Raw genomic sequence first — 12,626 nt, 5'->3', positions numbered from 1 at the left:
CGGCCCGCGGGCGCAGCAGAACTGCGCCCTACCCTGATGATTATGGCTTATTTAATGGGTGTTGATGTGCCGTCCGCATGCCATTCAAACACGCCGAACTCGAAGCCTTTCAGATCGCCCTTGTCATCCCAGCTCAGTGGCCCCATCACGGTGTCCACCGGCTTGCCGGTTTTCAGATCCTTGACGATGTCGGCCGGTTCCTGGCTGCCGCTGCGTTCCATCCCGGTGGTCAGAGATTGCAGTGCGGCATAAGTCGTCCAGACGAACGGACCGGTCGGATCCAGTTTCTTGGCTTTCAGCGCATCGACCACAGGTTTGTTGGCCGGGACCTGATCGTAGCGTTTCGGCAAGGTCACCAGCATGCCTTCGGAAGCGGCACCGGCGATGTTGGACAGTGAGGAGTTGCCCACCCCCTCTGGCCCCATAAAGCGGGTGGTCAGGCCAGCCTGTTTGGCCTGGCGCAGGATCTGGCCCATTTCCGGGTAGTAGCCGCCGAAATAAACGAAATCGACGTTCTCTTTCTTCAGACGTGCCACCAGGGTGGAGAAATCTTTATCCCCGGCGGTGATACCTTCAAACATCACCACGTCGGTACCCTGCTTTTTCAGGCTGTCGCGTACCGAGCGTGCCAGGCCTTCCCCGTACTGCTGCTTGTCGTGGATCACGGCAATGCGCTTGGGTTTGATCTCGCTGAGGATGTACTTGGCCGCGGTCGGGCCCTGATCGGAGTCCAGACCGGTGGTACGCATGATCATCTTGTAACCACGGGTGGTCAGATCGGCGTTGGTGGCCGCCGGGGTGATCATGATCACGCCTTCATCTTCATAAATATCGGACGCCGGCTGCGTCGAGGACGAGCACAGGTGGCCAATCACATAGCGGATACCGTCGTTGATCACCTTGTTGGCCACTGCTACCGCCTGTTTCGGGTCACAGGCATCGTCGTATTCCACACCAACCAGCTTATCGCCCTTGATGCCGCCCTTGGCATTGATATCGGCAATAGCCTGACGGGCACCGGTAAACTCCATATCGCCATATTGTGCGACCGGGCCAGACATCGCCCCGACGATCGCCACCTTGATGTCTTTTGCCATTGCCGCATGCCCGATTGCCATCGCGATACAACCCGCCAACAATGCCTTACCTTTTGTTAATTTCATCGCAAATCCCCATCTGTCGTTGTGAACGTACCTGTTGTGTTTGCCTGCACCTGACCCTTATTTACTGCTTTTATTCATAAGTAATAATGATTTAGGTGTTTTCATGGCAATATTTTCTAATAAGACTTTATTTTTCATGCCATTAAACAGGAATTTTCTGCTGCAAATCAACTTGCACAATCAGGAACAAGCGGTGTAAACAGCATAAAATCCGGATTAAATCTGCGCCATTTCGCATCAGGCACAGCGCGTTATGCTGGTTCCCGATCGCTTTACTACATATTTACTCGGAAAATGCGTCTTGCAAAAAACATTTCGCGCAGTAATCGTACAGAAAAACTTACACAACGCTCTGAGCAAGATCTATTACACTGTCGGCATCGATTAGCCGTTCGGAAATCCTGCATGAAACTGACTATTGAGCGATTAACCACGCTGTCCCCGCAAGACCTTATCGATCTTGGCAAAATCTGGCCGCATCAGCAGCCGGAACACTGGCAGCGCTGGTTGAGCGGCGATAAAGCCCTGTTCGCCGCCCGCTTCAACGAACGGTTGCTGGGCGCGGTAAAAATTGAGCTGGACGGTGACCATGCCCAACTGCAGGATTTACTGGTGCGTGAGGTGACTCGCCGTCGCGGCGTCGGGCTTTATCTGGTGCAGGACGCCCAGCGCCAATTGCCGCAGATAAAGCACTGGCAGCTTTCAACCGCCGGTCTGAGCGCACGCGAACGCGGTGAAGTGGATAACTTTATGCGCGCCTGCGGTTTCACTCAGCAAGGCGATCTCTGGCAGCAATGAAACGCGGGCTAATGGCGCTATTACTGCTGGCACTGGCATTAATCGCCTGGTTTGGCGGCCGCCAGCAGGCACTGCAGCTGCAGCCCCGTCAGGATAACCAGGTCTACGTTTGGCAACGAGTCTGGACCCCGCAACATGCCGCAGCGCTGGCGCAAAGCCGCAATCTTTTCTCTACGTTGCGGGTGCTGGGTTTGCAGGTACATCCGCGCGAAGGCTGGCGTGAAATCCCGGTTAATCTCTCATTACTGAAACAAGATGGCCGCCCGCTGTGGCTGGTCGTGCGTCTGGACGGGCAGTTGGCACAGCTGGACGAATCCGCCATTCGCCAGCGCCTGCTTAAACAGCTGCAGCAGTGGCAGGCCGCCGGGCTGCAGGTCATCGGCGTTGAAATAGATCACGACGCCGCCACCGCTCGCCTGCCCGACTATCAGCATTTCCTGCAGCAACTGCGTCAGCAGCTACCTCGCTCATTGCAACTGGGCATCACCGCCTTACCGACCTGGATCGGCTCCGCAACACTGCCCGACCTATTACAACAAGTGGACAGCTCGGTCCTGCAGGTGCATGCGGTGCTGTCGCCGCAACAAGGGTTATTTTCCGGTCCGCTGGCACTGCGCTGGGTAAAACAGTACGCGAAAATGACGCAGAGGCCCTTCCGGGTGGCCCTGCCCGCCTATGGCATGGGTCTGGTGGGGTTTGATGCGCAGGGCGCGCAGGTTGAAAGCGAAGCTTCGCTGCGCGTGGCCGGGACCTCGCGAGAGCTGACGGTCGCGCCGCAACAGGTTGCCGACTTTTTGCATCAATTGAACGCACAGACCACGCCGTACCTGCGTGGCATTATCTGGTTCCGGCTGCCGCTGGCGGACGATCGCCGTGCCTGGTCATTGACGACGCTGCGTGCAGTGATTAAAAACCAACCGCTCAGCGTCAACTGGCAGATAAAAATTAGCCCTCAACCACAGCAAAAAGGGCTCAATGATCTGATACTTCACAATAATGGGCCGGTTGATGCCCCGCTGCCCCAGGAAATTGTCATCAACGCCAGCGAATGCCTGGCGGGGGATGCAGCGGGCAACTACCGGCTGGAAAGTGAGCCTCAACGGCAACGCTTCGTCCTGATTAGCGGCGACCAGTTACGCGCCGGGCAATCGCGGCCATTAGGCTGGCTGCGCTGCCAACAACTGACGCCAGGAGGCACCCTTGTCACACCTTAATGCTCGTACTCTTCCACTGGCGGCCCTGATCGCCTCAGCGTTAATGATGCCGATTAACGGCTACGCCTGCGGGCCGGATTTCCCTAACCGGTTGCTGGTCGATCGCAATGGCACGCTGCTGTACATGCCGGAAGGTAACTTTGCCTTTGAGGCCGGGCGCCTGGTTGCGGTGGATAAACAGCTGCCGTTATGGAAAGCACCACCGCCGCCTATGCCGCCGAAACCGATGCCGCAGTCGCCGGAAACCATCATCATCGGCAAAATGCGCGCCGCCAAAACGGTTGAAGAAGCCGATGCAGTCAATACTCAGGGGTTGTCTGATGCCGCTCGCCTGTACCAACTGGGCGCAGTGGCCTTTGCCGGTCAGGATCCGCGTGCCGGCGAATACTTCCAGCAGGTACTGACGTTACCCGCAGCAGAACAGGGCGATTGGGGGCTGCGAGCGCAATACTCACTCGGCCGACTGCTGATGGGCGATCACGGCACGCCAGATAACGAAAGTGGCGAACCGGCTGCGACGGCCAAACACCCGGCAAAACCGCAGTTGGAGCAAGCGCTGGCGGCTTTCCAGCAGGTGATTGAGCGAGTGAAAAGCGGCACGGCCGATCCGGATCAACTGGCGCTGAGCAGTCTCGGCCAGCAGGCACGTATCCATCTGTGGCTCAATGACGTGACTCAGGCGGCGCGGCTGTATGCCCAACAGGCGGCGCAGGGCGATCAAGGCGGCGGACTGTCGTTGCAGTACGTTTCCAGTTACCTGGTCAATCCTGACCACTTCGATACGCTTAAACAGGCGATTATCGATCCGCTGATCCAGCAATTGGTCACTATCGAACTGTTCGCCCGCAGCAGTAATCTGCAAATGGCCGACACTGACGGCACCGGTAGCCGCTCAACGCAGATCGTCAGCCAAATTCTGACGCTGTTGGACGCCTCGGTGAAAAGCGGCTTCAGCGGCAGCGACCGGTTGGCAGCTTTGGCTTACCGCGCCGGACAATATCCGATGGCGGCCAGCCTGCTGAAACACGCCGGTGACAGTGGCCTGGCCTGGTGGCTGCGCGCCAAGATGGCGCTGCGTGACGGTGATATTAAAACCGCTACCGCAAACTACGCCAAAGCGGCGGCCGCTTTTCCATCCAGTGAAAGCTGGGGCGAGCAGCGCAATGCGGATTTTGTACAAGAAACCATCGTGCCCGAGTGTCGGGTGGCAGGGGAACAGGCAATTTTGGCGTTGGATCGCGGCGACTATCTACAAGCGATGGATTTCCTGTATCGCGGCAAAGATATTTATTGGGCCGACGTCGCCGACGTGGCCGAACGGGTGCTGACCGTCGACGAGTTGAAAGGCTTTGTCGATAAGCATGCGCCCGCGCCCACTACACCGCTCAAACCGGTCAATCCGGACGAGTACAGCGGCCAGCCACTGACACCGGAGGTACAGTTGCGCGAGCTGCTGGCGCGGCGACTGATGCGCGCCGGACGTCCTCAAGAGGCCATGGGCTATTTTGACCCCCCTAATTATCGCCAGGTGGCGCAACAGTACGCCGATACGCTGAAAACGGCACAGGACAAAACCGCCGACAAACTGGCACGCGCCAAAGCCTATTATCAGGCGGCCACGCTACTGCGCACACAAGGGCTAACCTTCACCGGTTACGAGATGACGCCGGATTACGCGATTTATGACGCAGGTTATTCCTATCTGGGAGATGCGTTTGATACCCGTGAACTCAAACATAAGAGTTGGATCAGCAGCGCACAGGCGGCGCGGGCTAAAGCGGCACTGCCGCCGCAGGACAATCGCTTCCTGCACTATCGTTGGCAGGCGGTCAACCTGGCCCTGCAGGCCGCCGATTTGCTGCCGCCAAAAAGCCAGGCCTATGCCGCCGTCTTGTGTAATGCCGCCGGTTGGGTGATCAAACGTGATGCAAAAACCGGTCAGGCACTGTATCAGCGCTATATCAACACCGGATCTCGCTATCCCTGGGCCAACAAGTTTGGCTATAGCTGCCCGGCACCAGACTTCGCTGCCGTTACGCCATAGCGCCGAATTTCAGGCACAAAAAAGCCCGGCTAGCCGGGCTTTTTAACGCTTACGCGGGATTAGGCTTCGATCGCCATTTTCAGTTTCTTCATGGCATTCTTTTCCAACTGACGGACACGCTCAGCGGAAACGCCATACTGATCGGCCAGCTCTTGCAGCGTGGACTTGTTATCGTCGTCCAGCCAACGGGCACGAATAATATGCTGACTACGCTCGTCCAGGCCTTCCATCGCGTAGGCCAGTTTGTCTGCGGCGTTGCTTTCCCAGTTATCTTCTTCGATACCTTCGGCAAAGTCAGAGCTTTTATCCTGCAGGTACAGCACCGGCGCCATCGACTGGCCTTCACGGGCGTCGTCGTCCGGCGTTGGATCGAAAGTCATATCCTGTGCCGCCATGCGGGATTCCATCTCGCGTACGTCCTTGCTGGTCACGCCCAGTTCACGGGCCACCAGTTCCACCTCGTCCTGATTGAACCAGCCCAGACGCTGCTTGGTTTTACGCAGGTTAAAGAACAGCTTGCGCTGTGCCTTGGTGGTAGCAACTTTGACGATACGCCAGTTACGCAGTACGTACTCGTGAATTTCTGCCTTGATCCAGTGCACCGCAAAGGAAACCAGGCGCACCCCAACCTCTGGGTTGAAGCGGCGAACAGCTTTCATCAAGCCGATATTACCTTCCTGGATCAGATCCGCCTGCGGCAGGCCGTAACCAGAGTAATTCCGGGCAATATGAGCGACAAAGCGCAGGTGAGACAGGATCAGCTGCTTAGCGGCTTCCAGATCGCCCTGATAATGCAGCCGTTCAGCCAGCTCCCGCTCTTCCTCTGCCGTCAGCATCGGATAGGTGTTGGCGGCCCGGATATAGGCTTCCAAACTGCCCTGGGGCACTAAAGCTAAAGTTTGCATTTCTTTGGTCATTCAAACCCTCTCTTGAAAAAACAGGTCATGCAGGTGATTTATCACGGCGGGGAACTGATTGATTCTACGGCAGTTGCTATTGCAAAAGCGGTCCACACGCCGGGCACCATAACATTTTGCTGCAGATTTTGACCGTGTTCCGCCCTATTGGTTCACAATTTTTCGATCGTATTGTGCATGACAATACGTGACGAAGACTCAGGCCGATAGGGAATTTGTGCGCAAAGAAGAGACATGATGGAGCTTGGGTTGATGCCGGTAGCTCTTCTCCCACAACACGCTCGGAGCAGCAGGAGAAGAGTATACCAAAAAACTTTATTGTGGTGTAAATCGACGTAAATGTTGCACCGTCGCCAACCAGGCTGCGATCCAGCCGATCATCGCGGAGACAATCAGCAACAGCAAGGCTTCATCCCAACCCAGACCGTGTAGGGTAAAGGTGGTGCCAAACACCTTGGCCACGCCGGTAACCACCGACTCCAGGCGCCACACCATGCCCCCGGACAACAGCAACGACAGCAACGCGCCAAAGAAGCCCAGCATCGCCCCGCCATTCAGGAAAGGCCGCAGAATAAAACCGTCGGTCGCACCGATCAGCTTCATCACGTTGATGGTGTCACGGCGGCTGAAGATGCTCAGCCGTACACTGTTGCCGATCACCAGGAACACCGCCACAATCATCAGCACGCCGATCATCGCAGCCACCTGGCCCACCAGCCCGGTCAGCGCCGCCAGGCGGGCAAACCAGCTGTCGTCCATCCTGACCTCATCCACGCCCTGTACCGCGGCTACGCGATCGCGCAGGGTATTGAGGGTGTCTGAACTTTGGAAACTCATTTTCGGCGTGATGATAGCTACCGCTGGCAACGGGTTTTCTTCCAGCATATCCAGTGCGCCGCCAAAGCCGGACCAGTTGCGGAATTCGCCCCGGGCTTCTTCACGCGACAGGTAATTCACTTTCTCGACGCCGGCTTCCGCCTTGATGACGTCTAGCACTTTCACCGCCGCGTCGTCATCGAGGGATTTATCCAGATAAACCGTCAACTGCGGTGTCGGGTACCACTGGGTCGCCGCAGTACTGACGTTTTTCCAGACGATGTAACACACGCTCGGCAGTGTCAGGGAGATTGCAATCACCATCACCGTCAACAGCGTTGCCAACGGCTGGCGCAGCATGTCCTTGATGGCATTCATCCAGGCGTAACGCCATTGTTCACGCCAGCCACCGCGCAGCGCTTTGCTCTTGGCGGTTTTTGCGTTATTCGCCATGATGCGCTCCTCCAGCCATACGCCCCTGGCTCAGACGCAGAGTGCGGTAATTGCGACGGGCAATCAGCCCGGTGTCATGGGTGGCCATCAGCACGGTCACGCCAACACGGTTAAATTCTTCAAACAGACGCAGAATGCCTTCCGACAGCGCATCATCCAGGTTACCGGTTGGCTCATCCGCCAGCAGCACCGCCGGTTTGTTCACCACCGCACGGGCAATACCCACGCGCTGCTGCTCACCACCGGAAAGCTGGATTGGGAAGTTTTTCGCCTTATCCAGCAGCCCGACCTTATCCAGCGCGGCGGAAACGCGGCGGCGGATATCTTCGGTACTGGCACCGGCGATGATCAGCGGCATCGCCACGTTGTCATACACCGTACGATCCAGCAGCAGATGGTGATCCTGGAAAATCATGCCGATCTGACGACGCAGGAACGGCACCTCACTGTTTCTCAGGCGACTGATGTCGTGGCCACCAAACCAGATATGGCCGGCGCTCGGCCGTTCAATGCCACAAATCAGTTTCAGCAGGGTACTTTTACCCGCGCCGGAATGGCCGGTCAGAAACGCCATCTCTGCCGGGCGCAGATGGAAATCTACCCCCTGCAGTGCCTGTCGTCCGCCCAGATAAGCTTTACTGACCTGTTCAAAGCGAATCATCCGTATTAATCCTCTCGGGCAAAAAGTGCCTCAATAAAATCGTCGGCCTTAAACGGCCGCAAATCTTCGATGCCTTCCCCAACGCCGATATAGCGTATCGGGATAGCAAACTGATCGGCAATGGCGAAGATCACCCCGCCCTTGGCGGTACCGTCCAGTTTAGTCAGTGTGATACCGGTTAAGCCTACGGCTTCATTAAACAATTTCGCCTGGCTGACAGCATTCTGTCCGGTGCTGGCATCAAGGATCAGCATAACCTCATGGGGGGCCTGGTCGTCCAGTTTTTTCATGACGCGGACGATTTTCTTCAGCTCTTCCATCAGGTGCGCTTTATTCTGTAGACGCCCTGCGGTATCGGCGAGCAGTACGTCGATGCCACGAGCCTTGGCAGCCTGTACCGCGTCAAAAATCACCGAAGCGGAGTCTGCGCCGGTATGCTGCGCGATCACCGGGATCCGGTTACGTTCGCCCCATACCTGCAGTTGTTCCACCGCGGCGGCACGGAAGGTATCCCCCGCCGCCAGCATCACCGACTTGCCTTCCGCCTGGAACTGGCGGGCCAGCTTGCCGATGGTGGTGGTTTTACCCACGCCGTTCACGCCAACCATCAGAATGACATACGGGTTTTTACCGCCAACATCCAGCGGCTGATCAACTTTAGTCAGAATTTCAGACATTTCCTCCTTCAGCTTGCCGTACAGTGCCTCGGCGTCTTTCAACTGCTTGCGGCTGGCGTGCTGGGTCAGGGAGGTAATGATTTTACTCGTGGTTTCCACGCCGACATCGGCAATCAGCAGCTGTTCTTCCAGCTCTTCAAACAGATCGTCATCGATTTTCTTGCCGCGGAACAGGCCGATAAAACCGGAACCCAGATTCTGTTTGGTTTTCACCAGGCTGCGTTTCAGGCGGGCGAAGAAACCTTCTTTGGTCGGGCGTTCCTGCTCCTGAGTCACCGCAGGGGCCAGCAGCTCAGGTTGTTGTTCTTCAATCTCTTCAATAACGGCCGGGGCGACGATAATCGGCTCCAGCACCACGCTGGCCGGCAGAGGCTCTGGTTCTGGCTCTGGCGCAATCACCTCAGGTTCAGGCTCGATCGCTTCCGGTTCAGGCACAGCGACTGGCTCTGGCTCTGGCTCTGGCTCTGGCTCTGGCTCTGGCACAATAACCGGTTCAGGTTCAATAACGGCAACCGTTTCAGGCTCAACTTCGGCAACGGGTTCAACAATGTCTTCCACTGCCGCCGGCTGCTGCTCTGCCGCCACCTGTTCGGTGATAGTAACAATCTCTTCCGCCAGCGCTTGTGCCGCTGCAGGGTGCTCGGCAACCACCGGCACGCTTTCGGCGATATGCTCACCGGTCAGGCTACCGTCCCATTCTCCTGGGGTCTCTACGGAAGCAGCAGGTTCAGATTCCTGGGCGGGGAGCTGGTCATCGAGCTTGGGAGCAACCGGTTCAGCCGGGGTCTCCACGGCCTGATTTTCCGCCGGTTCTACCGCCGTCTCAGGTTGCTGTTGCTCTTCTTCCTTCTGGCCGAAGCCCAGCCAGGAGAAAAACCCGCGTTTCTTATCTTTTGCCATGTTATGACTCTACTCCGTACCGAAGGCTTGCTTATACTGACAATTATTCCGCCGAGTCTATCACTTTCCCTCGCGCAGCAACACGCATCCGGTATGCTTTCCACTGTGAAATCAGGCAACAAAGTTTTACCGTTTTCCCCCGGCGCGTCTCACCGGTAGAATAGGGACAACTTTTCGTTAACTTGTGCGGCTTTCACCGCCCCAAACAGAAATAAAGCAAATCTATGACAAGAATATCGCCACGGGCGTCGGCAAAAAAACCGCCTCAGGCTGCGGCCGGACAGATCCGTATTATCGGCGGCCAATGGCGCGGACGGAAACTGCCGGTGCCCAATAGCCCAGGGTTACGTCCGACCACCGATCGCGTCCGTGAAACCCTGTTTAACTGGCTGGCGCCGGTGATCCAGGGTGCACGCTGCCTGGATTGTTTCGCCGGTAGCGGCGCACTTGGCCTGGAAGCGCTGTCCCGCTATGCCGGTAGCGTTACGCTGTTGGAGTTCGAACGCCCGGTGGCGCAGCAGTTGGAAAAGAATCTGGCGCTGCTGCAAGGCAAAGGTCATGTGGTCAATACCAACGCGCTGAGCTGGCTGGCGAAAAATGCCCAACCGTTTGACGTGGTGTTCCTCGATCCGCCTTTTCGCAAAGGGCTGCTGGCGGAAACCGTCACGTTGCTGGAACAACAGGGCTGGCTGGCCGATGAAGCCTGGATCTACGTAGAAGCCGAAGCCGAAAGCGCCGCCACCGACGTCCCGGCCAACTGGCAGCTACACCGTGAAAAAGTCGCCGGTCAGGTGGCTTACCGTCTTTATATCCGTTCTCAAGAGAAAACCGACAATGCTGATTAATCTGGGTCGCCTGCTGATGCTGTGCGTATGGGGCTTTCTGCTCTCCAATCTGTTTCACCCATTTCCCAAGCCGCTGAAGTACTTCATCGACGTGGCGCTGTTCTTTATGGTGGTGATGCACGGGTTACAACTGGTGCTGCTGAAATCCACGCAACCGAAAGATCAGCCGATAAGCTACTGGCAGGAAGCCAAGATCTTCATTTTTGGCGTTTTCGAACTGCTGGCCTGGCAGAAAAAGCAGCCGCCAATCAAAAGAAAATAATTATTGCGGCGCCGGTTGAACGGTAAAGGAGAGGTAGCGCGTTCCCTGCATGCTCAGCGTACCCTGCGCGCCCTTTTCAATCGGATTGTACTGCCACTGCTTCAGCCGCAGGGTGATGTCCTCTCCCCCACGCTGCGGGTGGAACACCACTTCATAGCGCATTGCCTCATTGACGATATGCTCGCGCTGGCGTGAACGGTTATTTGAGGCAGGGAACTCACGTTTCTCGCTCACCGTAACCTGCAGGCTGCGAACCGGCGCGCGGTCGTTTTCCGCCGCAGTACGGCGCTGGTTAAAATAACGATGCGTGGCCAGTACGGCAATCAACGCAATCACGGCGACAAAAAACAGTGGCGGTTTGCTCATCTTGGCTCCCTGATGTTCAGAATTTAGTGCGGCTGGGCAGTGGCCACCGCATCGCTGGTCACTGTCTGGCCACGATAATCGCCCCCCAGCGACTTAATCAACGTAATGTCGGTGCTGAGGCGTTGCGCCTGAATATCCAGTAACAACAACTGCTGCGCGATAGTGGCTCGCCGGGCTTCCTCAGCAGCGTAACGGCTGGCCAGCCCGCGCTGGTAATGAGCGCCCGCACTCTCCGTGGTGGCCATGGCGGCGCTGACTTTCTGCTGCTGCAGCATGACCTGCTGATTGAGATCATTGAGTTGGCTCGAGCTGATGGCCACATCACGCACCGCATCAAGTACTGCCTGATTATACTGCTTTATCAGAATGTTGCTGGCCGTACGGACCGATTTCAGATTGGCGTTCAGCCGGCCACCATCGAACAAAGGCAGCTGCAAGCCGGGCAGAATATTGATCTGCTGGAAGGAGTATTTAAACAGGTCACCCACGCTTAAGGCGTTATATCCCCAGAAGGCCTTGATATCAAAATGCGGGTAAAAGGCCGCCTTGGCCGCATCGACCCGGCTTAAAGAAGCGGTCACATAACCGCTCAATGCTTGCAGGTCCGGACGTCTGGCCAACAGTTCGAAAGACAAGGAAGTCGGCAGGGTTTCCTGCAGCACCGGCAGGTCAACCGGATGAATACTCGGCATATTGTGCGCATCTGCCCCTATCAGGGCGCGTAGCGTTTCACGATACTGGGTCAACATCCCCTGTTCGGTAATCACCTGCTGTTGTGCCGCCAGCAGTTCAGCCTGCGCGTTGGCAATATCAACCCTATCTTCCAGCCCGCGTGCGGCGCGATTTTCGTGGGCCTGCACCGATAACCGGGCAATGGACTCCAGTTGATTGAGCAGCGCAATCTTCTGGAAGCTGCTCTGCATGGCGAAATAGAGCTGTGCGACACTGCTGGCAAGATCCAGTTCGATACCGGCCGTCTCCGCTGTTCGAGCATTTTTCTCCCCGATGGCGGCAGCCACCTGAGCGCGATCCGCCCCCCATAGATCGATATCCAGGGTGGCACCCACGCCGACGGTATTGAGCGTATACCAGGGCCCATTGCGGTCCGCGGGCAGCGAAAATGAGTAGGGCCAGGTAAAGTTGCGATCGGTTACTCTCACCCGATTCTGGGCCGCAACCCCCACGGCCTGAAGCCCCTGGGCCGCCTGAGCCAGTTCGACCGAGGATTGAGACTGACTAATGCGCAGGCGAGCCGCCTGCATGGTCGGTGAGTTTTGCAATGCGCGGTTGACCAGCATATTGAGCTGAGCATCATGATAGCCCTCCCACCAGTTGGCCGCCGGCCACCCGCTGTGAGCCAAATGAATCACCTGCGATAACTGCGCCTGCTGCGGATTGACTATGGTCACCTGACCGGGATCGTCCTGAATTAATGCGCACCCGCTCAGCAGCAGGCTCAAACTCAGCACTAGCGGCGCGAGGCGCGGCTGGCCTCCTGCCATCATCATAA

Annotated in this window: 12 protein-coding genes; 5 read left to right on the top strand and 7 right to left on the bottom strand. The window is 57.0% G+C overall.

All coding sequences use genetic code 11. The features are described 5' to 3' along the window. Positions 1-47: 47 nt before the first annotated feature. A complete protein-coding gene (locus E5C26_RS01175) occupies positions 48-1,163 on the bottom strand; it encodes a branched-chain amino acid ABC transporter substrate-binding protein (protein ID WP_012004698.1) in 1,116 nt (371 codons plus the stop codon). 405 nt (positions 1,164-1,568) lie between these two features. Here E5C26_RS01175 and panM point away from each other — a divergent pair, with 405 nt between their 5' ends. The 3 genes from panM to E5C26_RS01160 are packed head-to-tail and all read left to right on the top strand — an operon-like array spanning position 1,569 to position 5,219. Next, the gene (gene panM / locus E5C26_RS01170; RefSeq protein WP_135314711.1) at positions 1,569-1,961 is read left to right on the top strand and encodes an aspartate 1-decarboxylase autocleavage activator PanM; all 393 of its coding nucleotides are present in this window, start codon (positions 1,569-1,571) and stop codon (positions 1,959-1,961) included. Further along, positions 1,958-3,175: a DUF3142 domain-containing protein gene (locus E5C26_RS01165; RefSeq protein WP_135314710.1), complete on the top strand. Its 1,218-nt coding sequence runs from the start codon at positions 1,958-1,960 to the stop codon at positions 3,173-3,175. The genes panM and E5C26_RS01165 overlap by 4 nt, the downstream gene beginning before the upstream one ends. Before the next feature lie 43 nt (positions 3,176-3,218). Next, positions 3,219-5,219 carry a hypothetical protein gene (locus E5C26_RS01160; RefSeq protein ID WP_240775887.1) on the top strand — a complete coding sequence of 667 codons (2,001 nt, stop codon included), beginning with the start codon at positions 3,219-3,221 and terminating at the stop codon, positions 5,217-5,219. A gap of 59 nt (positions 5,220-5,278) precedes the next feature. On the opposite strand, the gene rpoH is transcribed toward E5C26_RS01160, so the two are convergent. The 4 genes from rpoH to ftsY all read right to left on the bottom strand — a co-directional run bounded on the left by rpoH (position 5,279) and on the right by ftsY (position 9,643). Next, positions 5,279-6,136: an RNA polymerase sigma factor RpoH gene (rpoH, locus tag E5C26_RS01155; protein WP_012004694.1), complete on the bottom strand. Its 858-nt coding sequence runs from the start codon at positions 6,134-6,136 to the stop codon at positions 5,279-5,281. A 315-nt stretch (positions 6,137-6,451) separates the two neighbouring features. Then, positions 6,452-7,405: a permease-like cell division protein FtsX gene (ftsX, locus tag E5C26_RS01150; RefSeq protein WP_135314708.1), complete on the bottom strand. Its 954-nt coding sequence runs from the start codon at positions 7,403-7,405 to the stop codon at positions 6,452-6,454. Next, positions 7,395-8,066 (bottom strand): cell division ATP-binding protein FtsE, encoded by a 672-nt coding sequence (gene ftsE / locus E5C26_RS01145; RefSeq protein ID WP_012004692.1) that lies wholly within the window; start codon positions 8,064-8,066, stop codon positions 7,395-7,397. The genes ftsX and ftsE overlap by 11 nt, the downstream gene beginning before the upstream one ends. Before the next feature lie 5 nt (positions 8,067-8,071). Further along, entirely contained in the window at positions 8,072-9,643 is a 1,572-nt protein-coding gene (gene ftsY, locus E5C26_RS01140; RefSeq protein ID WP_135314707.1) for a signal recognition particle-docking protein FtsY, read from the bottom strand. 224 nt (positions 9,644-9,867) lie between these two features. On the opposite strand from ftsY, the gene rsmD reads away from it, so the two are divergent. Continuing rightward, positions 9,868-10,488, top strand: a complete 621-nt coding sequence (rsmD, locus tag E5C26_RS01135) for a 16S rRNA (guanine(966)-N(2))-methyltransferase (RefSeq protein ID WP_135314706.1) — start codon at positions 9,868-9,870, stop codon at positions 10,486-10,488. Beyond that, a complete protein-coding gene (locus tag E5C26_RS01130) occupies positions 10,478-10,750 on the top strand; it encodes a DUF1145 family protein (RefSeq protein WP_006317223.1) in 273 nt (90 codons plus the stop codon). Before rsmD ends, E5C26_RS01130 begins: the two co-directional genes overlap by 11 nt. Here E5C26_RS01130 and E5C26_RS01125 read toward each other — a convergent pair whose 3' ends face one another. Both E5C26_RS01125 and E5C26_RS01120 read right to left on the bottom strand, forming a co-directional pair. After that, positions 10,751-11,116: a DUF2500 domain-containing protein gene (locus E5C26_RS01125; protein WP_135314705.1), complete on the bottom strand. Its 366-nt coding sequence runs from the start codon at positions 11,114-11,116 to the stop codon at positions 10,751-10,753. A gap of 23 nt (positions 11,117-11,139) precedes the next feature. Next, positions 11,140-12,624, bottom strand: coding sequence for an MdtP family multidrug efflux transporter outer membrane subunit (locus E5C26_RS01120; RefSeq protein WP_167796589.1), 1,485 nt, complete (start codon positions 12,622-12,624; stop codon positions 11,140-11,142). Positions 12,625-12,626: the final 2 nt, after the last annotated feature.

Source organism: Serratia proteamaculans, assembly GCF_004684015.1.
Lineage (GTDB): Bacteria > Pseudomonadota > Gammaproteobacteria > Enterobacterales > Enterobacteriaceae > Serratia > Serratia proteamaculans_F.
The sequence above is the reverse complement of the archived record's forward strand: the minus strand, read 5'-3'. Positions and strand labels throughout refer to the sequence as shown.

Bases quoted from the DNA above. Each gene is read 5' to 3' on its own strand.
- E5C26_RS01160 (WP_240775887.1), top strand. From the start codon at position 3,219: ATGATGCCGATTAACGGCTACGCCTGCGGGCCGGATTTCCCTAACCGG.
- E5C26_RS01120 (WP_167796589.1), bottom strand. From the start codon at position 12,624: ATGATGATGGCAGGAGGCCAGCCGCGCCTCGCGCCGCTAGTGCTGAGT.
- ftsE (WP_012004692.1), bottom strand. From the start codon at position 8,066: ATGATTCGCTTTGAACAGGTCAGTAAAGCTTATCTGGGCGGACGACAG.
- rpoH (WP_012004694.1), bottom strand. From the start codon at position 6,136: ATGACCAAAGAAATGCAAACTTTAGCTTTAGTGCCCCAGGGCAGTTTG.
- E5C26_RS01165 (WP_135314710.1), top strand. From the start codon at position 1,958: ATGAAACGCGGGCTAATGGCGCTATTACTGCTGGCACTGGCATTAATC.
- rsmD (WP_135314706.1), top strand. From the start codon at position 9,868: ATGACAAGAATATCGCCACGGGCGTCGGCAAAAAAACCGCCTCAGGCT.
- E5C26_RS01125 (WP_135314705.1), bottom strand. From the start codon at position 11,116: ATGAGCAAACCGCCACTGTTTTTTGTCGCCGTGATTGCGTTGATTGCC.
- ftsX (WP_135314708.1), bottom strand. From the start codon at position 7,405: ATGGCGAATAACGCAAAAACCGCCAAGAGCAAAGCGCTGCGCGGTGGC.
- E5C26_RS01130 (WP_006317223.1), top strand. From the start codon at position 10,478: ATGCTGATTAATCTGGGTCGCCTGCTGATGCTGTGCGTATGGGGCTTT.
- E5C26_RS01175 (WP_012004698.1), bottom strand. From the start codon at position 1,163: ATGAAATTAACAAAAGGTAAGGCATTGTTGGCGGGTTGTATCGCGATG.
- panM (WP_135314711.1), top strand. From the start codon at position 1,569: ATGAAACTGACTATTGAGCGATTAACCACGCTGTCCCCGCAAGACCTT.
- ftsY (WP_135314707.1), bottom strand. From the start codon at position 9,643: ATGGCAAAAGATAAGAAACGCGGGTTTTTCTCCTGGCTGGGCTTCGGC.